The sequence below is a fragment of the Pradoshia sp. D12 genome (genome assembly GCF_008935075.1).
In the GTDB taxonomy this organism is placed as follows: Bacteria; Bacillota; Bacilli; order Bacillales; family Pradoshiaceae; genus Pradoshia.
The window spans coordinates 3,821,496-3,844,020 of sequence record NZ_CP044545.1 but is presented as its reverse complement, the minus strand read 5'-3'; the positions used below and the strand labels follow the sequence as shown (position 1 = coordinate 3,844,020).

20 protein-coding genes are annotated in these 22,525 nt (G+C 38.7%); 16 read left to right on the top strand and 4 right to left on the bottom strand.

All coding sequences use genetic code 11. The annotated features are described in order from the left end of the window. Positions 1–23: 23 nt before the first annotated feature. On the bottom strand, positions 24–638 hold the full coding sequence (locus tag F7984_RS18450) for a hypothetical protein (RefSeq protein ID WP_066109515.1): 615 nt from the start codon (positions 636–638) through the stop codon (positions 24–26). Between the two features lie 486 nt (positions 639–1,124). Next, entirely contained in the window at positions 1,125–2,390 is a 1,266-nt protein-coding gene (locus tag F7984_RS18445) for a dicarboxylate/amino acid:cation symporter (RefSeq protein ID WP_373925486.1), read from the bottom strand. Between the two features lie 112 nt (positions 2,391–2,502). Between F7984_RS18445 and F7984_RS18440 the strand changes: the two genes are divergently transcribed. Continuing rightward, entirely contained in the window at positions 2,503–3,372 is an 870-nt protein-coding gene (locus F7984_RS18440) for an AraC family transcriptional regulator (RefSeq protein ID WP_066109509.1), read from the top strand. A 68-nt stretch (positions 3,373–3,440) separates the two neighbouring features. Here the strand turns inward: F7984_RS18440 and F7984_RS18435 are convergent, their stop codons facing one another. Beyond that, the gene (locus tag F7984_RS18435) at positions 3,441–5,090 is read right to left on the bottom strand and encodes a glutamine--tRNA ligase/YqeY domain fusion protein (RefSeq protein WP_175354324.1); all 1,650 of its coding nucleotides are present in this window, start codon (positions 5,088–5,090) and stop codon (positions 3,441–3,443) included. A 503-nt stretch (positions 5,091–5,593) separates the two neighbouring features. On the opposite strand from F7984_RS18435, the gene F7984_RS18430 reads away from it, so the two are divergent. The 5 genes from F7984_RS18430 (at position 5,594) to F7984_RS18410 (ending at position 11,441) form a co-directional block, all read left to right on the top strand. After that, complete coding sequence (locus F7984_RS18430) at positions 5,594–6,793, top strand: DEAD/DEAH box helicase (protein ID WP_066109507.1); 1,200 nt, start codon at positions 5,594–5,596, stop codon at positions 6,791–6,793. Between the two features lie 122 nt (positions 6,794–6,915). After that, positions 6,916–7,293 carry a YckD family protein gene (locus tag F7984_RS18425; RefSeq protein WP_066109504.1) on the top strand — a complete coding sequence of 126 codons (378 nt, stop codon included), beginning with the start codon at positions 6,916–6,918 and terminating at the stop codon, positions 7,291–7,293. A 293-nt stretch (positions 7,294–7,586) separates the two neighbouring features. Next, entirely contained in the window at positions 7,587–9,896 is a 2,310-nt protein-coding gene (locus F7984_RS18420; RefSeq protein ID WP_066109503.1) for a glycoside hydrolase family 65 protein, read from the top strand. Next, positions 9,893–10,561: a beta-phosphoglucomutase gene (pgmB, locus tag F7984_RS18415; protein ID WP_066109500.1), complete on the top strand. Its 669-nt coding sequence runs from the start codon at positions 9,893–9,895 to the stop codon at positions 10,559–10,561. The genes F7984_RS18420 and pgmB overlap by 4 nt, the downstream gene beginning before the upstream one ends. 316 nt (positions 10,562–10,877) lie before the next feature. Continuing rightward, positions 10,878–11,441, top strand: a complete 564-nt coding sequence (locus F7984_RS18410; RefSeq protein ID WP_066109497.1) for a site-specific integrase — start codon at positions 10,878–10,880, stop codon at positions 11,439–11,441. A 65-nt stretch (positions 11,442–11,506) separates the two neighbouring features. On the opposite strand, the gene F7984_RS18405 is transcribed toward F7984_RS18410, so the two are convergent. Further along, positions 11,507–12,157 (bottom strand): universal stress protein, encoded by a 651-nt coding sequence (locus F7984_RS18405; protein WP_066109492.1) that lies wholly within the window; start codon positions 12,155–12,157, stop codon positions 11,507–11,509. A gap of 185 nt (positions 12,158–12,342) precedes the next feature. On the opposite strand from F7984_RS18405, the gene F7984_RS18400 reads away from it, so the two are divergent. The 10 genes from F7984_RS18400 (at position 12,343) to F7984_RS18355 (ending at position 22,525) form a co-directional block, all read left to right on the top strand. Continuing rightward, positions 12,343–14,742, top strand: a complete 2,400-nt coding sequence (locus F7984_RS18400) for a Na+/H+ antiporter subunit A (RefSeq protein ID WP_140461911.1) — start codon at positions 12,343–12,345, stop codon at positions 14,740–14,742. After that, positions 14,739–15,161 carry a Na(+)/H(+) antiporter subunit B gene (locus tag F7984_RS18395; protein ID WP_066109486.1) on the top strand — a complete coding sequence of 141 codons (423 nt, stop codon included), beginning with the start codon at positions 14,739–14,741 and terminating at the stop codon, positions 15,159–15,161. The genes F7984_RS18400 and F7984_RS18395 overlap by 4 nt, the downstream gene beginning before the upstream one ends. Positions 15,162–15,163: 2 nt before the next feature. After that, complete coding sequence (locus tag F7984_RS18390) at positions 15,164–15,502, top strand: Na(+)/H(+) antiporter subunit C (protein WP_066109482.1); 339 nt, start codon at positions 15,164–15,166, stop codon at positions 15,500–15,502. Next, on the top strand, positions 15,495–16,973 hold the full coding sequence (locus tag F7984_RS18385; protein ID WP_066109479.1) for a Na+/H+ antiporter subunit D: 1,479 nt from the start codon (positions 15,495–15,497) through the stop codon (positions 16,971–16,973). Before F7984_RS18390 ends, F7984_RS18385 begins: the two co-directional genes overlap by 8 nt. Positions 16,974–17,006: 33 nt before the next feature. Continuing rightward, complete coding sequence (locus F7984_RS18380; protein ID WP_139892062.1) at positions 17,007–17,483, top strand: Na+/H+ antiporter subunit E; 477 nt, start codon at positions 17,007–17,009, stop codon at positions 17,481–17,483. After that, positions 17,483–17,767, top strand: coding sequence for a Na(+)/H(+) antiporter subunit F1 (locus F7984_RS18375; protein ID WP_066109471.1), 285 nt, complete (start codon positions 17,483–17,485; stop codon positions 17,765–17,767). The genes F7984_RS18380 and F7984_RS18375 overlap by 1 nt, the downstream gene beginning before the upstream one ends. Then, a complete protein-coding gene (gene mnhG, locus F7984_RS18370) occupies positions 17,745–18,098 on the top strand; it encodes a monovalent cation/H(+) antiporter subunit G (protein WP_217491087.1) in 354 nt (117 codons plus the stop codon). The genes F7984_RS18375 and mnhG overlap by 23 nt, the downstream gene beginning before the upstream one ends. Positions 18,099–18,250: 152 nt before the next feature. Continuing rightward, on the top strand, positions 18,251–20,440 hold the full coding sequence (locus F7984_RS18365) for a DNA topoisomerase III (RefSeq protein WP_140461910.1): 2,190 nt from the start codon (positions 18,251–18,253) through the stop codon (positions 20,438–20,440). Positions 20,441–20,831: 391 nt separating this feature from the next. Beyond that, entirely contained in the window at positions 20,832–21,029 is a 198-nt protein-coding gene (locus F7984_RS18360; protein ID WP_066109465.1) for a cold shock domain-containing protein, read from the top strand. Positions 21,030–21,169: 140 nt separating this feature from the next. Next, positions 21,170–22,525, top strand: a complete 1,356-nt coding sequence (locus F7984_RS18355; RefSeq protein ID WP_066109462.1) for an amino acid permease — start codon at positions 21,170–21,172, stop codon at positions 22,523–22,525.

The following is a 22,525-nucleotide window of genomic DNA, read 5'->3' as shown; positions in this document are numbered from 1 at the left end:
AGATTCATCAGCAGCCTCACATTTTAGTTATGTATGGAAACACCTTTTTTAGATGTGGATGTTGGAAGAGCCAAGATTAATTCATTCAGCAAAATATGGTTTGTAAAATGGGAATAGAATTGTAACATATCCTTTAGCTCTGGGTAAAGAAGATCCGCGTTCTCAGCAGTTTGCTCCATCTCTTTAAAAAAGGCGTTCATCAAAATTAACTTTTGGGTATTGATTTCATATTCAAGTTTAGCCAGTAAAAAATCCTTGTGGCTTGCGTTCAAATTTGAGGTTTCCAATTCGTGATATTCTTTATTTTTACTATGTATACCAAAATATAGTTCCAGCATCTTCTTTGACATATACTGTTCATTTCCCTCTAACTGTTTCATTATTTCATCGGCTAGGCAAATGGAATCTGTCACTTTATTTGATTGCTTTATACGATGTTCCCTTATTACATAGGGTTGATTTTCAAAGAAACCATATGTTTTTTTTATATGCTGGGCCTTAATGATAATAGGTGAATAAACAGTTGAAAAAATTTCCTTATAGAAAATATTATGTTGTTTACGTTTCGTGAAAAAATATTTTAACAGGATGCCAAAGAAAATGGTAACAATAATTCCAGTCAAGATGATTGTAAGCATCTAATTCCTCCTACCCCAAGCGGATACCTATCTATATCTATTATCGGCATATATTCCCTAATGTTTATAGTTCAAACCTCTTTTTCGTCATTTTTTTGCTTTTATATATGTATAGTATTAAAAGTAAATGTTATAGGCTGTATGAAATCTATATTTAAAGCTTCATAAAAACAATGTTACTTATGGCCCCAGCCCATTTTTTCTACAGGCAACCGGTCATATTTCCTTGTTTTATTCCTCGCTTGTCCTTGCTGTGCTGGCTTCTCCTGTAGTAGTCTCACGAAATTTCAACGATTCTTTTCCTTTTTAGTAACCAACAGTGACCTACAGAACCATATTCCTTAAAAGTCGTATATGACATTGCTTATCAATCAGAAAGCAGCAGATAGTAGCCTTATTATACAAAAAACTGCAGACAAAATTCCAAACGGAATTTTATCTGCAGTCTGAATTGATCCTTATAGGGAAAAAAACGAATAATATGTTCTATGCTTTAGCTGTTTTACTAAGTGAGTTTTGCAGCCAGTTTTTACCCTCAACCAGACGAGCTACGAGCATTGCACATACTGTGTTTCCAGTTGAGTTCAATAAGGTTGCAGGAATATCAATAATTGTGCTGATTACAGCGATAATTGGCAGCACCTCTGGTGAGAAACCAAATACAGAAAGAATGAGCATTTCTCCTATCATACCGCCGCCAGGTATAGCTCCCATGACAGCTCCGACAAGGAAGGAAACAGCAAGAATACTTAAAATGCTTGATACACTTGTCATGTCTTTGCCGAAGAGGCTGAATAGAAAGACAATCTTCAAAACTCCTCCAAAGACAGATCCATCTTTATGTGTATTGGCACCAAGAGGGATGACAGTCTCAGCAATATCGTCTGGAACTCCGATTCTTTTAGTAGCTTCCAGGTTGATAGGTATACAAGCAGCACTTGAGCATGTTGCTATAGCAGTTACGGATGGAGGAAGGGCATTCTTCCAAAATACATTGATACCATTTTTGCCTGCTGCTATATAAGCATATAAAGTAAAGAAACCAAAGAAGTAGATGATACTTAAAATCATATACAGAGCAAATGAACGGGCATATCCTTCAAGAATTTGCGGCCCAAGCTCTCCAATAATTGTGGCAAAATAACAGCCTAATCCGATAGGGGCATAGTACATGATAATTTTGACAACCTTCATTAATACTTCAGTTGCTGAGCTCATCAATTGTGCAACAGGCCGACCTTTTTCCCCAGCCATAGCTGTAGCCAATCCAACTAATACGGAAAATACGATTAATTGTAATATATGATTTTTGGATAAGAGCTCTGAGAAATCACTTACTGTAAAAGTGTTAACTAACTGGCCCAGGAAAGAAATTTCTTCTGTTTCAACCACTTCAGTGTTTGACATTAATTCTTTAATGGATGATACATCGGAATCCCCAATTGGATTCATAAAAGTTGTACCGATAAAGCCGAGTACCGCCGCAATAAGAGCGGTTGTGAAGAACACGATGACAATACTGCCCATGATTTTTCCGAGACGCTTCATTTCACTCATATTTGCAATAGCGGAAGTGATACTGAAAAATACAAGCGGAACGATAATCATGAATAATAAGTTCAGAAATAAATCCCCGAATGGCTTAATAACTGCTATATCGGGACCGATCAGATAACCGGCTACCCCACCAATCGCGATTGCCAGCAGTAAGATGATGGAACCTTTATAATTTAAAAAGATTTGTTTCACTATTTTCACTGCCTCTCAATAATTAGTACTATAAGCATACTTGACTATTTTACCACATTCTATGAAAATATTGCTTAAAACATGGTAAAAAGTGCTCTTAAACAGGAGGAATATCATGCATGAATTCAATAGATGGCAATCAGAGAGAAGGGGAATCCTAAATCAGGAAATAAAAGTCTTTCACATTAAAGACCAAATAGTGAATGAATTCGAATATCATTATCATGATTTTAATAAAATCATCATCTTTATTAAAGGAAACGTCACTTATATGATAGAAGGAAAGGCTTATAAACTGAAGCCGTGGGATTTGCTCATCATAGGGCATGGACAAATCCATAAGCCTATTATTGATCCAACGGAAGAATATGAGCGTTTTATCATTTGGTTCGACCCAGCTATGGTTTCCAAACATAGCAGAGAAAATAGCAATTTATTGATGTGTTTTGATTTGGCTGCCCGTCGTGAAATTAATCTAATACGGATTACAGATAAGCCACTTGAAAAAATCAAAAGCATCGTTCAGGAATTAATAGAGACTGAACGGGAAGCTGCTTTTGGAGATGATATTTTAAAATCGGCACTGTTAATGCAATTGCTGATTATTATTAATCGTATTTTTATCCATGATGAAGCAGTAGCGCATTCACAGGATATCCTTTTTGATAAAAATATAACAGAAGTCTTATCGTATATTAATCAACATTTAAATGAGGATCTTTCTATACAGGTATTAGCATCAAAATGTTTTTTGAGTAAGTATCATTTAATGAGAAAATTCAAGTCATATACAGGGTACACACTGCATCAGTATATCCTGCAGAAGAGATTATATCTAGCAAAATCGATGCTCTCGAAGGGAGAATCGATGACACATATTTCCCAAAGTGCAGGTTTTAATGATTATTCAACCTTTGTAAGGGCCTTTAAAAAGGAGTTTGGGCTGTCACCGAGGGAGTATTTAAAATCAAGTAATTATGAATAAAAACCGATTTCCATTTCAAATCATGACAAAGGACCGTGTATTACCACGGTCCTTCAGTGTTTAAAGATTTAAATTTTAAAGGAACTCTTAAGAGATACAATTAAGTTGAAGATTAAATGTTCAGCTGTTGTATCCTTAGGATCAACATTAAAGTATCCATGACGGAAGAATTGGAATTTCTCATTTGGTTGAACATCCTTCATATTTGGTTCAACAAAGCCGTTTTCTATAATTAAAGAGTTCGGGTTTACATGATCAAGAAAGCTTCCGTCTTCCTCTGCTTCTTCGTCAAGAATAAGCGGCTCATATAAGCGGAATTCAGCTGGAACAGCTTGTGTAGCTTCAACCCAGTGAATAGTTCCCTTTACTTTACGTCCAGTGAAACCAGATCCACTCTTTGTTTCAGGGTCATAGGTACAACGAAGCTCTATCACATTGCCTTCCTCATCTTTAATAACTTCTTCACATTTGATGAAGTAAGCATGCTTCAGACGCACTTCATTTCCAGGGAATAGTCGGAAATATTTTTTTGGAGGATTCTCCATGAAGTCCTCTTGCTCAATATAGATTTCTCTTGAGAATGGAATTTGGCGAGTTCCCATCTCAGGATTTTCTGGATTGATTTCTGCATCAAGCATTTCAACTTGTCCTTCCGGATAGTTGGTGATAACCACTTTTAATGGTTTTAAGACTCCCATCGTTCTTGGTGCTTTCAATTTCAAATCTTCTCTTACGAAGTGCTCGAGCATTTTCTCATCCACAATTCCGCTTGTTTTAGCGACACCAATTTCTCGGCAGAAATTACGAATTGCTTCTGGAGTATAGCCTCTTCTTCGCAGACCGGAAATAGTAGGCATTCTTGGGTCGTCCCAGCCATCTACAAGGCCTTCCTCAACCAATTGTTTTAGCTTACGTTTACTCATAACGGTATTTGTTAAATTTAAACGGCCAAACTCATACTGTCTTGGTGTGCTTTCCATCTCACATTCTTTAATAACCCAGTCGTAAAGCGGACGCTGGTCTTCAAACTCCAACGTACAAATGGAGTGAGTGACGCCCTCAATAGCATCCTCAATTGGATGGGCGAAAGCATACATAGGATAGATACACCATTTATCACCAGTATTATGGTGAGTTGCATGAGCGATTCGGTAAATAACCGGGTCGCGCAAATTAATGTTTGGTGAACTCATATCAATTTTGGCACGAAGTACCTTTTCTCCATTGCCGAATTCTCCATTACGCATACGCTTAAATAGCTCTAAATTTTCTTCTACAGAGCGGTTACGGTAGGGACTCTCTTTACCTGGTTCAGTTAAAGAACCACGATATTCGCGGATTTCGTCTGCGCTTAAATCGTCCACATAGGCCAATCCCTTTTCAATTAAAAGAATTGCGCGATTATACATTTCTTCAAAGTAATCAGAGGCAAAGAAGAGGTTGTCCCAATCAAATCCAAGCCATTTGACATCTTCTTTAATAGATTCTACATACTCCGTATCTTCTTTCAACGGATTTGTATCATCAAAACGTAGATTTGTTTTTCCTTTAAATTCATCAGCAAGTTCAAAATTTAAAACGATAGATTTTGCATGTCCAATATGCAAATAACCATTTGGTTCAGGAGGGAAACGAGTAATAATTTGATCTGTTTTACCTGATTTTATATCATCAATAACGATGTTACGAATAAAATTTGACGTATTGTGCTCCACCATCTTCAACCTCTTTCGCATAAACTAGTAGTTTCATTCTAATGGAAATAATCACATGTCGCAAGAAGCCTAAAAATAATTACATTTCACTATTTGTGCGTTCTTCTAATATAGTAATTTTATTGTTTATATGTAGTATAACTGTATTTCCTCCTGCCAATACATCATAATGCTTAAAAATATAGCCCGGAACAAGTCATCCGGACTATAATAATTCATTTTACTTATTGTTTATGTGGCAACATCTTTAACGGCAGTTGGAATAAAGTTGACAATTCCTAAACAATCGGGCTACCGGCCAAAATAGACACCTTGCAGGCACGGTAATGACTACACCACCGGCACCAGTGGAGCCTGGTGTGTAGGTATATATTCCATTAAATAAAAAATGGCTTTACACGGAGAGACCTCTTTATTATGGGAGGAACCTCTCCTTTATTGATAATCATCGTTTGGCATATGTATAATAAGAATCATACAAGTATGTGTTTAGTTAGGAGAAATTAATGAATACAAATGATTCAATCGTCAATGAGTTAATAAATGGATTAAAAAAACAATGGGAATTATCCGGATTCAAAGAAGCAACTACAGTTCAGAAGGAGACCTTTGGTCCTATATATGAAGGAAAAGATGTTTTGGCAGAATCGCCGACAGGAACAGGAAAGACACTTGCTTATGTCCTGCCAATCTTAAATAAAATAAAAGCAGACGAACAAAAAGTACAGGCTGTTATTCTTGCCCCTTCAAGAGAGCTTGTTATGCAAATTTTTGAAGTTGTACAAGCATGGTCAAAAGAAACAGGTATTACGGCTGCTTCGTTTATCGGCGGTGCTAATCCGAAGCGTCAATTGGAAAAGCTGAAAAAGCATCCGCATGTTGTCATCGGAACACCAGGCAGACTAGAAGAACTGATTAAGCAGAAAAAGCTAAAGATGCATGAAGTGAAAACAATTGTGCTGGATGAAGGGGACCAACTAATGATCCCTGAGCATTTGCCAACTATTGGGACAATTATTAAAAGTACTATGAGAGACCGTCAGATAGTTTTGTTTTCAGCTACTTTGCCGGCTGGGTTAGAGGAAGAAGCCGAGCAATGGATGAATGACCCTGTTAAAGTACGGGTTAAAAAGGAAGATACCGTTCAATCAAAGGTGGATCATATTTATTTTGTCACTGAGGCGCGTGATAAAATAAATATTCTTGAAAAATTAGTTAAAATGCCTGAAATGCGTGCATTGGTTTTTGGAAAGGACATCGGAAATTTGGATGTGATGGCTTCAAAGCTTCGTTTCAAGGGAGTAGATTTAGGAGTTATTCATGGCGATTCCAAGAAAATAGAAAGAGAAGCGGCTATACGTGAGTTTCGTAGGCAGGAGTCAACTATATTACTTGCTACAGATGTGGCAGCAAGGGGCTTGGACATTAAAGGGCTGCCATTTGTAATCCATGTGGATTTCCCTGAAACGATTGCTCAATATGTGCATCGTTCAGGTAGGACTGGACGCCAGGGAGAAAGTGGAACGGTTATTTCAATTGTAACGGCTCGTGAAGAACGTGAATTAAAGAAATACGCTCGGGAACTGCATATTGAAGTTCAGAAAAAGGAACTGTTTAAAGGTAAAATTGTAGATCAGAGACCTGTATATAATCAAAATTCAAAGTCTATAAAGAAGAAACCGAATCCTAAAAGGTATAAAAAATAAAGAATGAAATGGGCTGGCTCTAATTAGAGTTCAGCCTTTTTTATTATAGGAAAACAGCATGCATAAATAATTAAAGTTGGTAAAAACTAGGGGCAGAAAATAAAGAAGGAGTGAAAATACTAATGAAAAAAATGTCTCTCTTGTTGATAATGGCATGTGTTTTGAGCTTTACCTCAATTGGTATATCCAATACCGTCGTACATGCGGCAGAAAATGGCGATAATCAAACAAAGCAAACAAGGCCAACTTTAACGGAACAACAGAAAGCAGAGCTTGCTGCGATGCATAAAGAAGTGATGGAAAAGGAAAAGGCTATTGTTGAAAAGTATGTTGAATTCGGTGTGATGTCTAAGCAGAATGCTGATATGTTAAAGAATCATATGGATAAAAGATTTGAAAGAATACAGGCAAACGGATATATTCCTCCACATCCTTTTGGAGGTACCCACCCTGGTAAGCCGCCGCATGAAAACAGTCCTGGGACTGAATCTAACGAATAATAAAGCATGAATAACCTCTAAGGAATAGAATTCTTTAGAGGTATTTTTATTTTTGAGTAATTATAGAAGAAAGGATAGTAGGGCATTAAAAAAGGCTTTTTATCCTACTATTCAAATTCACGTAGATGTAATAAATTTTAGATAAATTTTAGAATTTTTAATTTTATGCTTTCATAAGTTAATGAATCGGTTATAATGAGAATGTACTTTTATGCAACCGATTGCACAAACAGTAGAAGCCTATATATATTCTATTAAATAAATAATTGAGGGAAGATGGAAAGGGGTATTATATGAAAAGACTGTTCTCAATAGATCCGTGGAAAATTATTGAAGAAGAGTTACATAAAGAGGATTTTAGACTTGCTGAAAGTATGACAAGTCTTGGAAACGGGCATATGGGGTTAAGAGGTAATTTTGAAGAAACCTATACAGGTGATAGTCATAGAGGGACATATGTGGCAGGCGTTTGGTTTCCGGATAAAACCAGGGTTGGATGGTGGAAAAACGGTTATCCCGATTACTTTGGTAAAGTGATCAATACCATTAATTTTATCGGAATTCGTGTTTTTATTGGTGAGGAGGAAATTGACCTTAATAAAGTGGAAATGAGTAATTACCGCCGTGAACTCGATATGAAAAATGGTGTTCTTACGAGAAGCTTTACGGTCTCACAAGCTGGTAAAGAAACAGCTGTTGAGGTAGTACGCTATTTATCAATTGCAGAGAAGCAACTAGCGGTGATCAAGTATGCGGTTACACCAATTAACCATGATAGTGTGATTACCTTTATTCCTTATTTAGATGGTGAAGTTCGCAATGAAGATTCCAACTATGAAGAAGACTTCTGGAATTATATTTCCTCCAGCTCATCTGAGCTCATGGGTAATTTGGTTATGCAAACAAATGAAAACCCTTTCGGAACAGACAGATTTACAGTCTCTGCGACGATGGGTCTTGAAATCAATGGCAACACGGCCGATATCAAACCGTTCCAACACGAAGAATATGTAGATAATAAAATTGAAATTCCAACTGAAGAAGGTAAGACTGTTACGTTAACTAAATATGTGGGCATTACAACAGACCGTGATCATGCTTCAGAATTTTTAAGTGAAAAGGGTCTGGAAATTGTTAATACAGCTATGCAACAAGGCTATGAAGCTTGCTTAAAGGCACATTGCGATCGATGGGCAGAGCGCTGGGAGTTAGCAGACGTCCAAATTGATGGAGATATTGAAGCACAACAGGGAATCCGTTTTAATTTATTTCAGCTGTTTTCAACCTATTATGGAGAAGATGCCCGATTAAACATCGGACCTAAGGGATTCACAGGCGAGAAATATGGTGGTGCAACGTATTGGGATACTGAAGCATATGCGATTCCATTATATTTGGCAGCAGCTCAGCCTGAAGTGGCTCGCAATCTCTTAATCTATCGTCATAACCAGCTCGAAGGAGCCTATCTCAATGCTGAGAGACAAGGATTAAAAGGAGCATTATATCCAATGGTCACTTTCACAGGAGTGGAGTGCCATAATGAGTGGGAAATTACCTTTGAAGAAATCCACCGTAATGCAGCTATTGCCTATGCTATTTATAATTATGTGAATTATACAGGAGATAAGAGTTACCTTAACGAATATGGCATAGATGTGCTGGTCGGGATTTCGCGCTTTTGGGCAGACCGCGTCCATTATAATAAAATGAAAGATCAATATATGATTCATGGAGTAACCGGTCCAAATGAATACGAAAATAACGTCAATAATAACTGGTATACGAATACAATGGCAGCCTGGACTTTACGTTACACCCTTGAAGTTATTGGATATTTAAAAGAGAACGGGCATGAAGCGAGATTTTCAGATTTATATATGACAGACGATGAATTAAATAAATGGCAGGATATCATTGATAAAATGTACTATCCATTTGATGAGGAGAATCAAGTGTTTATTCAGCATGATACATTTATGGATAAGGATTTAATGCCTGCTTCGCAATTAAAGCCAGAAGACCGCCCGCTAAATCAAAAATGGTCCTGGGATAAAATTCTGCGCAGCTGCTTTATCAAGCAGGCGGATGTCCTGCAAGGGATTTATTTCCTGAATAATGAATATACACGTGAGGAAAAACGCCGAAACTTTGAATTCTATGAGCCAATGACCGTACATGAATCCTCTCTGTCTCCATGCATTCATGCGATACTTGCTGCTGAACTTGGACTGGAAGATAAAGCATATGAGATGTATACCAGAACAGCAAGGCTGGATCTGGATAACTATAACAATGACACGGAGGATGGCCTTCATATTACAAGTATGACAGGCTCCTGGTTAGGGATTGTACAAGGTTTTGCTGGCATGAAAACATTTAATGAGGAGCTGTCGTTTGCACCATTTATTCCGGCAGCATGGGACCGTTATAGCTTTAATATCAATTATAGAGATCATCATTTAACTATTGAAGTGAATAAAAACGAAGTGAGTATTTCACAAACTGGCCCGGTAATGAAACTCAAGGTTTACGACAGTGAATTTGAGTTGCCTGCTGATGGTGTTGTAAAAATACCGCTAATGAAGGAGGACACGGTCGCGTGAGTAAGGAATTAAAAGCGTTTATCTTTGATTTGGATGGTGTTATTACGGATACAGCAGAATATCATTATCTTGCCTGGAAACAGCTTGCCAGTGAATTGGGAATTGAGTTTACCAGAGCGGATAATGAAAGATTAAAGGGAATTTCTCGAATGGAATCCCTTGAAATCATTCTGGAAATTGGGAATAAGCAATCTTCCTATACGGTTGAAGAAAAAGAAAAACTGGCTGCGCAGAAAAATGAGCATTATATGGAGCTAATCAAGCAAATTACACCAAATGATAGTTTACCTGGCATTAAACAGCTATTGCTTGATATAAAAGCTGCCGGCTATAAGCTGGGTCTTGCTTCTGTTAGCAAAAACGCGCCGGCTGTGATGAACTCCTTACAGCTCAGTGACCAGTTTGATTATATGGTTGATGCGCGTACAATTAAGAGGGGTAAACCGGATCCGGAAATTTTCTTAAAAGCCGCTGAAAAGCTTGGTGTCCCTGCTGATGAATGCATTGGGATTGAGGACGCAGAAGCAGGAGTTGAAGCCATTAAGAGTGCTGGCATGTTTGCGGTCGGAATAGGCTCTAAAGAACAACTGGCTAAAGCGGATCTCCTATACAGCAATACATCTTACCTATCGCTGGATGAATTAATAAAGGAATATCAAAACTAAGCAATTTAAGTGCGTCCCAATTTTGGGGCGCTTTTTTTACTCTTTTTATTCCTAAGTAGCAATTAAATACTTCCTCGTTAGCCTGTATTCTAAAAGATGGATATTACTACATAACATTGCTAATGAAATCCAGGGAGTGCTCCTGCAGGCCACTGCCAGAACCGCGAAAAGGGAGTAAATGGAGCTGCCTTACTTTAATAAAGCCTCTTTATAAAGCGTTTTAGATTAAAAAATCAAACAAGTCACTATATTTGTAATGTTACTTAATTTTTGATAATATCATAATTAAGTAACATTATAGTTAGGGGGTATTTCCTTGGAATACGTTGATCCCATAAAGGATATCCGCAAGATTACCGCAATAAAAAGGATTCTTAAAAAGCAATCCTTGCGTGATCTACTATTATTTGTTTTTGGAATTAATACTGGTCTCCGTGTCAGTGAACTGCTCTCTTTACGGGTGGGTGATATCTGGGAAGGCGGGAAGTTCAAGGAGTTCCTTTATATAAAAGATGCAAAGACTTCGGAAGAGAGGGCTTTTTACCTCAATCAAAATGTGAGAGAAGCTGCGAAACATTATTTAGAAACCTTTGATTTCTCTACGGATGATTATTTATTCAAATCCAAAAAAAATCAGCAGCCTATCTCAAGGCAACAGGCATACAGGATTATTAATTGTGCGGCTAAGGAAGTGGGGATACCGGGAAAAATCGGAACCCATACGTTACGGAAGACATTCGGTTATCATGCCTATCGAAAAGGGATTGCTATTTCAATCCTGATGAACATTTATCATCATCATAGTCCTGGTGAAACATTACGGTATTTGGGAATCGACAAAAATGAAAAACTTCCTGTCAAAGTTGATGTGAATCTATAGGTATAACAGACTCCAGTTTCCTTAGAAAAGAAAAAACCCCCACATTTTTTTGTGGAGGTGTCACATCATAAAGTTTCTTTGACATAGTTATCAGTCACGGTTACTTGCAGTGTTTTTTGGTTTTTCATAAATTTAAAGATACCAGTATTGAAATCAGTACCGATTTCTTTAAAGAAGATACCCTCAAATTCACTTTTCTTTGTATGTTCAAAGCTCAGCCGATAATGATTGTCTTCTTTTTCGAGATAGGCACGTACGCCTTTTTCGTAAAGGCCGTCTGGATCATCTCTCAATGCCCGGGCGACGGATATTATATGAATGTCAACAAATGGAATATCTCGCAACAAAGTATTTATAATCGAACCTTTAGCAATCTGTTCCCAACGGCTTTGTGCTGTTTGACCAAGGATGATCTGTGAAATTTGTTTTTCACGTGCGACATCCGCTATTACTTTTGCAAACGGTCGTTTCTCATTATCTTTCAAAATGAATTCCTCTGCTTCCAATTCCTCGGCGAGCTGACGCCATCTCTCAATACTTTCGGATTTCTCAGCGTCTAGTTCATCAAAAGGACTTGGGTCCACTGTCAAGATATATAGGGGACAATCCAACATGTTGGCGATTTTACTGCCACGCTGGATCAAGCGATCACCATTGGGGCCGTAATAGACACACACAAGGATGCTTTCGTCCATTCGGCTTTTGCATTTTTTCATTAAAAGTTCACCTCTAAATAGATGGTAGTTCATTGGACTATTACGAATATAGCCCATGCCAGATTTTCAGTCAATTATTATTACACAAAATAGAGTAAATATTTCTAATATAAAAAGGGTCCGTTGGATATATCGTCACTTTTGTGTGTGCGTACAGTATTCTATGATGAAGGGAGCGCGAGGACATGATTAATTTAATGATTTTATTACCGTTTTTCTTTGCGGTTCTGATACCTTTCCTCTATAGTATGTTCAATAAAAAATTACATATAGGCTGGTTTGTTCTTTTTTTGCCGGTCATCATCTTTATCTCCTTATTACAGTATATCCCAATTACAACGACTGGGAATACATTGACCAGTGAATTTAAATGGCTGCCATCATTCGGGATTAATTTCACAGCTTATGTCGACGGATTGTCCCTCTTATTCGGTATGTTAATCACAGGTGTCGGATCGCTTGTCATTTTGTACTCGATTTTCTATATGTCCAGGGCTCGGGAGGAGCTGCATAACTTTTATGTATATCTGATGTTGTTTATGGGGGCCATGCTTGGAGTCGTTTTCTCGGATAATGTTGTCGTCCTTTACGTGTTCTGGGAACTGACCAGTATTTCATCTTTCTTGTTGATTGCTTATTGGTACCAACGGAAAAAATCGAGAGAAGGAGCACGGAAGTCGATGCTAATCACCATTTTCGGTGGATTATCTATGTTGGCCGGGTTGTTGCTCCTTTCCATCATTACCGATACATATAGCATCCGTGAAATGATCTTCCAAGCTAAATTATTGCCGGAGAATGTCCTCTTTTTACCTGCGATGATTTTAATTTTACTGGGAGCTTTCACTAAATCAGCTCAGTTTCCGTTTAGTCTTTGGCTACCTGATGCGATGGAGGCACCGACACCAATCAGTGCTTACCTCCATTCGGCTACAATGGTCAAAGCCGGCATCTATTTGGTGGCTAGGTTAACCCCTTTGTTTGGCGGTGATGCAGTTTGGTTCTGGACGGTATCCTTGGTCGGAATTGTAACTTTATTATACGGATCCTGGAATGCAGTTCGTCAGAAAGATCTAAAGGCCTTGCTCGCTTATTCGACAATTAGTCAGCTCGGTTTGATCATGAGTCTACTAGGATTGGGGTCTGCTGCCATTTATTTTGGCTATGGCGATGAATCGAAAGTATATGCAATCGCTATTATGGCGGCTGTATTCCATTTGGTTAACCATTCAACCTTTAAGGGAAGTCTGTTCATGGTTGTCGGAATCATTGACCATGAGACAGGAACCCGGAATCTGCAAAGGCTGGGTGGGTTAATGAGCCTCATGCCGATTTCTTTCACGATCACTATGATTGGAAGTTTCTCTATGGCAGGATTACCGCCATTCAATGGCTTTTTGAGTAAAGAAATGTTTTTTACCGGCGTGGTGAATGCTTCAGGGATGGATATTTTCGGGATGGAAAAGTTCGGCATGATATTCCCTGTTGTTGCTTGGATAGCAAGTATCCTAACGTTCGTCTACTGTATGATTATGGTCTTTAAGACGTTCACTGGAGAACATAAACCTGAGATGCTGTCAAAGGCTGCTCATGAACCGCCCGTCGGTATGCTGATTCCGCCTGCTATATTGGCGATGTTTGTAGTCCTGATATTCTTCTTCCCCAACATTTTGGCAAAATACATTTTAGATCCTGCCCTTATATCAATCTTGCCGGATTATGAGGCAGCAGGAGGGTTGGGTAAGGAGATTAGTGCTTGGCATGGTTTTAATACAGAATTATTGATGACAATCGGTGTCGTATTAGTTGGCCTATTGCTATACAAGCTGCTGCCTAAGTGGATCAGGGTATTCAGCTGGTATCCGCAAAGCCTGACGTTTAACAATATATACAATGAGTCTTTGCTGCTTATGGAATCGATATCTGCTTATGCAACGAAGAAGTACATGACTGGATATACACGTGATTATCTAGTTTATATTTTTGCGTTTTTTATTTTCATTGTTGGTGGTTCTCTGTGGCTGTTCAACGGTTTTGCTTTCGATATGTCTAAGGATTCACCGGTGAGCATTTATGAAGCTGTGATGGTCATTGGTATGGTGGTGACCGCTTTAATCGCACTGTTTTCCCAGTATCGACTGACATCGATTATTGCTGTTGGTGCCCTTGGATATCTAGTGTCTATTCTTTTCGTTATTTTTCAGGCACCGGATCTGGCGCTGACGCAATTGGTTGTGGAAACAGTGACAGTCGCTTTATTCCTGCTGTGCTTCTATCATTTGCCAGAGTTTCGAAAAGAAGTAAGTAAAGTTCGTTTCAAATTCACCAATATGTTGATTTCAGTTGGAGTGGGGTTGACGGTAACACTATTGGCCCTTTCCGCCAATGGAACCCGTTTGTTTGAAACGATTTCTGGGTATTTCGAAGATTCCTATACGCTTGCCGGAGCTAAAAATATAGTGAACGCGACCTTGGTTGACTTCAGGGGACTTGATACGATGGTCGAAGTGGCGGTCCTGTGTATTGCGGGATTGGCTGTCTTTACATTAATCAAGGTCAATGTTACAGGGAGGGATAAAAAATGAAGCCTAATGATATTTTATTGACGGCCGTAACAAAAGTTGCAGTATTGATTATCCTCACCTTTTCCATTGATTTGTTCTTCTCGGGGCATCACAACCCTGGAGGAGGATTTATCGGAGGGTTGGGAATTGCCAGTGCACTTGTACTCATGTATTTGACGCTTGGGACGGAAGCGGTCAATAAGATTATTCCTGTGGATTTTAAAACAGTGGCAGCGATCGGTGTACTGATTGCAATTCTTACGGGTGTCGGTTCATTTCTGTTCGGTGTTCCCTTTCTTTCCCAAACGTATGGTTATGTAGATTTTCCGATTTTAGGTAAAACGGAACTAGCTACCGCTCTTATATTTGACACTGGTGTAGCGTTAGCTGTCATTGGTTCAGCTGTGACAATCATCCTGAGCATAAGTGAGGATCGATAATTATGGAAACAGTTATGTCTATACTTGTAGGTGTTTTTTTCACAATTGGAACATATATGGTCCTATCCAAAAGCCTGCTGAGAATCATTCTTGGGACTTCGGTGATCGGCCACGCTGTCAATCTTTTAATCTTAACAATGGGGGGATTAAAGACCGGGGGTCCGCCATTGTTAGGATTGAAAAGCACTTCCTTTACAGACGGGCTGCCACAGGCGCTCATCCTGACAGCGATTGTTATTAACTTTGCAGTTACAGGTCTTTTTCTGGTGGTTGCCTATCGTAGTTACCGAGTCTTGGGAACTGACGATTTGAATGAATTAAGGGGAAATGAAGATGAATAATATAATCATTCTGCCGGTCATTATTCCGCTTATCGCGGGACTTATCATGGTCATATTCAGAAAAAACTTATATGCGCAAAGATCAATTGCTCTTCTGGCAATTCTAGCCACGGGAATGGTTTCAGTGCTAATGGCTATGAAAGTAAAGGTGGAGGGAATACAGGTTCTGCAGGCAGGGGGATGGGCGGCCCCTTATGGAATTAGCCTTGTCGCCGATATGTTTGCGGTCATTCTGTTGATTATAACGGCATTTGTGTCTTTCTGTTGTTTGCTTTACGCCTTTTACACAATTGGAAAGATAAGAGAGAAAAATTTCTTCTATCCATTGTTCCTGTTTATGATCAGCGGTGTGAACGGATCTTTTTTGACCGGAGATATCTTCAATCTATTTGTCTTTTTCGAACTGATGCTGATTTCCTCCTATGCATTGATTACACTTGGCGGGGAGAAAAAACAGCTCAGGGAATCAATCAAATATATATTGATTAATGTCATGTCATCCTTCTTTTTCCTTGTGTCCGTTGCCTACCTATATGCTGTAACAGGTACGTTGAATATGGCGCATCTGTCTGTCCGTGTTGCGGAAGCGGGACAAAATGGGCTGCTGACGACCGTTGCGATTTTACTGCTCATGGTTTTCAGCCTGAAGGCCGGTCTCTTGCTATTTCATTGGTTACCAGGATCATATAGTGTTCCACCTACAGCGGTGGCAGCAATCTTTGCGGCTTTGCTCACCAAGGTTGGAATTTATGCTATTTTCCGTATGTTTACATTGATTTTCTATCATCAACCGGAAATCACCCACTTGTTGATCGGAATCCTAGGGGCAGCGACAATGTTACTCGGAGCAATCGGTGCGGTCTCGAGATGGGATATAGAAGGAATTTTGACCTACAATGTTATCATTTCTGTCGGTTTGATTATGGCCGGACTTGCTGCTTTCACCACAGGCAGCATCACAGGTTCCATTTTTTATCTTGTGCATGACATCAATGTGAAAGCACTGATTTTTCTAATCGGCGGTACAGTTATTTACCTAACTGGCACTGCTAAATTAAAGGAAATCAGCGGCTTGATCCGGACTCATCCGTTTCTTGGCTGGATGTTCTTTGTCGCAGCCTTGGCGTTGGCAGGTATCCCACCTTTCAGTGGTTTCCTCGGGAAGATGCTGATTACAAAAGGTACCTTTGAAGCCGGAGATTATTGGCTGGGGGCAATTGGATTACTATCAAGCTTGTTAGTGCTATATTCTGTTATGAAAATCTTCATGAATGCATTCTGGGGTGAGACAAACCTAAGTGAAGAAATGGAGAAAGGGACAACAAGAGGGGTTATTATACCAATTACGCTTTTGACGGCTGCAACAATTTTTCTGGGATTGGGTGGAGAAATAATCTCATCTTATATCCAGTTGGCTGCCGAAGGCTTGATGAACCCTGATTTATATATCGATGCGGTTTTAGGAGAATAGTAGCTAGTCTATAAACAAAAAGGGGTGGTCGTTGTGCCCGTTCAAGTCTTGCTTAATATATTCATTGGTTTCTTATGGATGCTCTTGCAGGATAAATGGAGTTTCCCTTCGTTCTTTGCCGGATATCTAGTGGGAATCGTTATTTTGTTTTTTGTGCGTCGCTTTTTCAATAAATCCTTCTACATGGGGACATTTCTCTCTATATTAAAGTTGCTATTTGTATTTCTTAAAGAGCTCGTTTCTTCTACGGTGCTTGTTCTGAGGCAGGTCACACGTAAAAAAATAGATGTTCAGCCGGCGGTTTTTGCCTTAAAGACAGATCTGAATGGAGATTGGGAAATACCAATGTTGGCTTTGCTATTATCGCTGACACCAGGCTCCGTGGTATTGGAGATTTCGCCGGACAACAAAACATTCTATATTCATGCCATGGACTACAAAGAATCTAAACAAGCGATTATTCAGGCAAAAATGAGCTTTGAAAAGGCGATTAAGGAGGTTACACGATAATGTTTGAAAAAGCCATGACTGTAGCGCTATTCATTTTAACGTTATCCATTCTCATTTCCATCTATCGCCTCTATAAAGGTCCATCCATGCCAGACAGGGTTATGGCACTGGATTCAATTGGAATCCACTTAATTTCAGGTGTGGCTATTTTTTCTGTACTGTTCAAATCCCATGCCTTCTTGGACATCATATTGTTGTTAGGGATCCTTTCTTTTATCGGGACTATCGCGTTTGCGAGATTCATAGAAAGGGGTGTGGTCATTGAACGTGGAAATGATAAGTGAGTGGATTGCTGCTGTCTGTATTCTTACGGGGACAATCTTAACGCTTCTAAGTGGTGTTGGGCTGATTAGGCTTCCGGATGTTTATACACGATCACATGCAGCTTCAAAAAGTACAACACTTGGAGTACTATTCATCCTTCTGGGAGCATTTCTGTTTTTTTTAATTGGTGAAGGATATGTTAGTATACGGCTGCTTCTCGGAATATTCTTTGTATTCCTGACTGCTCCGGTAGCAGGCCATATCATCTGCCGGGCAGCTTATCGCTCAAACGTAAAACTTACCGACCGTACAGTCCGTGATGATTTGAAGAAATTATTGAAGTCTAAATGAAAGATAGTTGAACTGCCCACTAAAGGTTAGACTAAATCTAACTTTTATGGGGCAGTTTTAATTTGGAAAAAAAGCGATAGGATGTCTATTCAATTCAAACATTGAAACTATGGTATATTGACAGTACATAGTTAGTAAAGGAGTTTAGAAATATGGCAAAAAGTGTAGTCATTGCTGAAAAACCTTCCGTTGCCCGTGATATTGCGAATGTACTGAAATGTACAAAGAAGGGCAATGGATTTTTCGAAGGAAACAAATATATAGTTACTTGGGCATTAGGGCATTTAGTTACTTTAGCTGATCCTGAAGCTTATGATAATAAATATAAAACATGGAATCTAGAAGATCTTCCTATGCTTCCAGAACGTATGAAATTAGTTGTCATTAAACAAACTGGAAAACAGTTTAATGCTGTAAAAGCACAATTAATTCGCAGTGATGTGAATGAAATAATTGTGGCTACTGATGCGGGAAGGGAAGGAGAATTAGTTGCACGTTGGATTATTGATAAAGCAAAAGTCAATAAGCCAATCAAGCGCCTATGGATATCTTCTGTAACAGATAAAGCGATAAAAGACGGATTTAATAACTTAAAACCTGGTAAATCGTATGAAAATTTATATGCTTCCGCAGTAGCACGCTCAGAAGCAGACTGGTATATCGGTTTAAATGCAAGTCGTGCATTAACAACTAAATTTAATGCACAATTAAATTGTGGTCGCGTCCAAACACCAACAGTTGCTATGGTAGCGGCACGTGAAGATGAAATCAAAAACTTTAAACCGCAAACTTATTATGGTATTGAAGCGCAAGCTGATGGGCTTAAATTAACATGGCAAGATGTGAATGGTAATAGCCGCAGCTTTAATAAAGAAAAAATAGATGCAATTGTTAAATCGCTTGGATATAAAGATGCGAATGTAGTTTCTATTGAACGCAAAGCAAAGAAAAACTTTTCACCTGCCTTATATGATTTAACAGAACTTCAACGTGATGCTAATAAGATCTTTGGCTATTCAGCTAAAGAAACACTGAATATTATGCAGAAACTATATGAACAACATAAAGTACTAACATATCCACGTACTGATTCACGCTATATATCATCTGATATTGTCAGCACCATTCCAGAGCGCTTAAAGGCAATCGGCGGTAATGAGTATCGTAAGTTAGTAACTAAGATTATAAATAGGCCTATTAAGGCGACGAAGGCCTTTGTTGACGACAGTAAAGTCAGCGACCACCATGCCATCATTCCAACGGAAGGCTTCGTTAATTATGCTGCCTTTAATGATAAGGAACGTAAAATTTATGATTTGGTCGTGAAGCGGTTTCTCGCTGTTCTATTTCCGGCCCATGAATTCGAGCAATTAACAGTCCATGCGAAGATTGGCCCAGAGTCCTTTATCGCCCGTGGTAAAACAGTGATTCAGCCAGGCTGGAAGGAAGTCTATAACAATCGTTTTGAGGAAGAGGAATCTGGCGATGAGGTGAAGGAACAGTTACTTCCGAAAATCAATAAGGGTGACAAATTAGCAATTACGATAATATCGCAAACTTCAGGTCAAACTAAGCCACCTGCGCGTTTTACAGAGGCTACTTTACTGTCAGCGATGGAAAACCCTACGAAGTACATGGAAACAAAAGATAAAAAGCTTGTAGATACGATAAAGATAACTGGCGGGCTTGGTACAGTTGCAACCCGTGCAGATATTATAGATAAATTATTCAATTCATTCTTAATCGAAAAACGTGGTGGAAAAGATATATATATTACTTCTAAAGGACGCCAGTTACTTAATTTAGTACCGGAAGAATTGAAGTCGCCAACTACAACAGCAGAGTGGGAACAAAAACTTGAGCTAATCGCTAAAGGGAAAATGAAAAAGGCTGTGTTCATTAATGAGATGAAAGAGCATACAAAAGAAATTGTGGCAGAAATTAAAGCCAGCAATAAAAAGTATAAGCACGACAATATCTCCACAAAATCCTGCCCAGAATGCGGGAAACCAATGTTAGAAGTAAACGGAAAGAAAGGCAAAATGCTTGTCTGCCAAGATCGCGAATGTGGTCATAGAAAGAACGTGTCACGTGTCACTAATGCACGATGCCCTCAATGCAAAAAGAAAATGGAACTCCGTGGCGAAGGTCAGGGACAAATATTTACCTGTAAATGTGGATACCGTGAAAAATTATCTGCTTTTGAAGAGAGACGTAAAAAAGAGTCTGGCGGAAAAGTGGATAAACGAACTGTACAAAAGTACCTGAAACAGCAAGAAAAGGAAACGGAGCCTATCAACAATCCATTTGCTGATTTATTAAAAGGAATGAAATTTGACTAGAGAATTAAGTTAATTTTTCAAAAACAAAAATGCCTATCCTAATTTTAGAGGATAGGCGTTTTTGTTAAAAATCAGGAGACTGATGAAGATTAAGTGGTACCAGATGAATTAACGAGCCTTTACGAAGAAGACAGTTCAAAAGTTTCATTTTGTATTGATAAAGAAGATACAAATTATATTTTTACCCTATATTGGAATAACCATCACATTTTGGATTAGTTTGATTTGTTTAAATTGTTTGTTAATTAGTAAGCTGTATGTTACAATAAAACAGCAAAAAGGTTTGAAGATCAAAAAAATTTTTACAGTCTTTAAGTACATGCTTAGACAGAAAAGGTTTTTCTGGTTTTCTACTTTTAAAATTTTCACTAAAAGTTAGGGGGCCAAAAAAATGGTCGGAAAAGTAAAATGGTTTAATGCAGAAAAAGGTTTTGGTTTTATCGAGCGTGAAGATGGTGACGATGTATTCGTACACTTCTCTGCTATTCAAGGTGAAGGATTCAAAACTCTTGAAGAAGGTCAAGAAGTTGAATTCGAAATCGTTGATGGAAATCGCGGACCACAAGCTGCTAATGTAGAGCGTATCTAATTAAATTTAAAACCATCGGGTACAATCCTTTTCGGATTGTACCCTTTTTATATTGGCAAGCAAATAAAGCATAAGTTTCGCCTGGATGGAGCAGATTAATTGAGGATACAGTCTGATATAAATCAAAGGGCGGATAGGATATGAAAAAAGCAGCAGCGACAAAAAATCAAGAAAAGAAAAAACTGCAATGGTGGCAGCTTTCCCTTATAGGGATAGGCTGTACAATTGGAACCGGCTTTTTCTTAGGTTCCGGATTAGGAATCAGGCTTGCCGGCCCATCAATATTAATTGCGTTTATACTTGCCGCTTGTACGACATATATCGTATATGAAGCTTTAGCAAAGATGACGGAAAAAGATCCTCAAAAAGGGTCTTTTCGTACATACTCCCGTAAGGCGTTTGGACGTTCTTTTGGGTTCTTAAATGGGTGGGTTTACTGGTTTTCAGAAATGCTTATAATGGGAAGCCAATTAACAGCCCTGTCTCTATTTTCTAGGTTTTGGTTTCCTGAATTTCCTTTATGGATATTTGCAGCCATCTACGGAGCACTTGGACTGATTGTTATTATTATTGGGGCAAAGCTGTTTGAACCGATGGAGAATGTCAGTGCAATCGTTAAAGTATCCGCAATTTTAATGTTTGTCATTATCGTGATCCTTGGCTTGTGTGGTGTGATTGATGGAAAAGGAACACTTGATTTTCCTTCAACGGTTAAGGAGGTTTTTCCTACAGATTGGAAGAAAACTTGGTCATCTCTCGTTTTTGCTTTTTTTGCCTTTGGAGGTATTGAAGTTCTGGGTATTATGTCTATGCGATTAGAGAAAAAAGAGGATGCTCCAAAAGCAGGGAGAGTCATGATTCTAGCATTAACCGTCATTTACATCATATCCCTAGGCTTAGTCGTAATGCTGTTGCCATGGGATAAGGTTAATCTAAAAGAAAGCCCGTTTTTAACGGTCTTGAGTTATTATCCATTTAGGTTCATTATGCATCTTTTTAATGGAGCTTTGATAATTGCCGGTTTTTCAACAATGTCGGCTTCACTTTTTTCTGTTGCAAATATGCTGACGACCTTAGCTGAGGATCGAGATGCCCCGAAAATATTGGGGAAAAAAGGGAAGTTCGCAATCCCTCTGCCTGCTTTTGCTGTAACAGTGACTGGTTTGCTAATCTCTATCGTTCTGTCGAGAGTGATGCCGGATAAGGTCTATGAATACTTTACGACTGGTGCGAGTTTACTCATCCTTTACAATTGGATATTAATCCTGTTGACGTATTCCAAGCTTGCTGACCTAAAAACAAAGGATAAAATAAAACGAACTATAGGGCTTGGGCTTATTTTGCTGGCTATTGTTGGGACGGTCATTGAAAAGGACACGAGAATGGGCTTTTTCGTAAGTCTAGCTTTTGTTTCTTTTGTAAGCCTGATTACAATTATTATGGCTATTATTCGAAAACGAAAACGGCCTTTAACAAGGCGAAGAATCCATAACTAA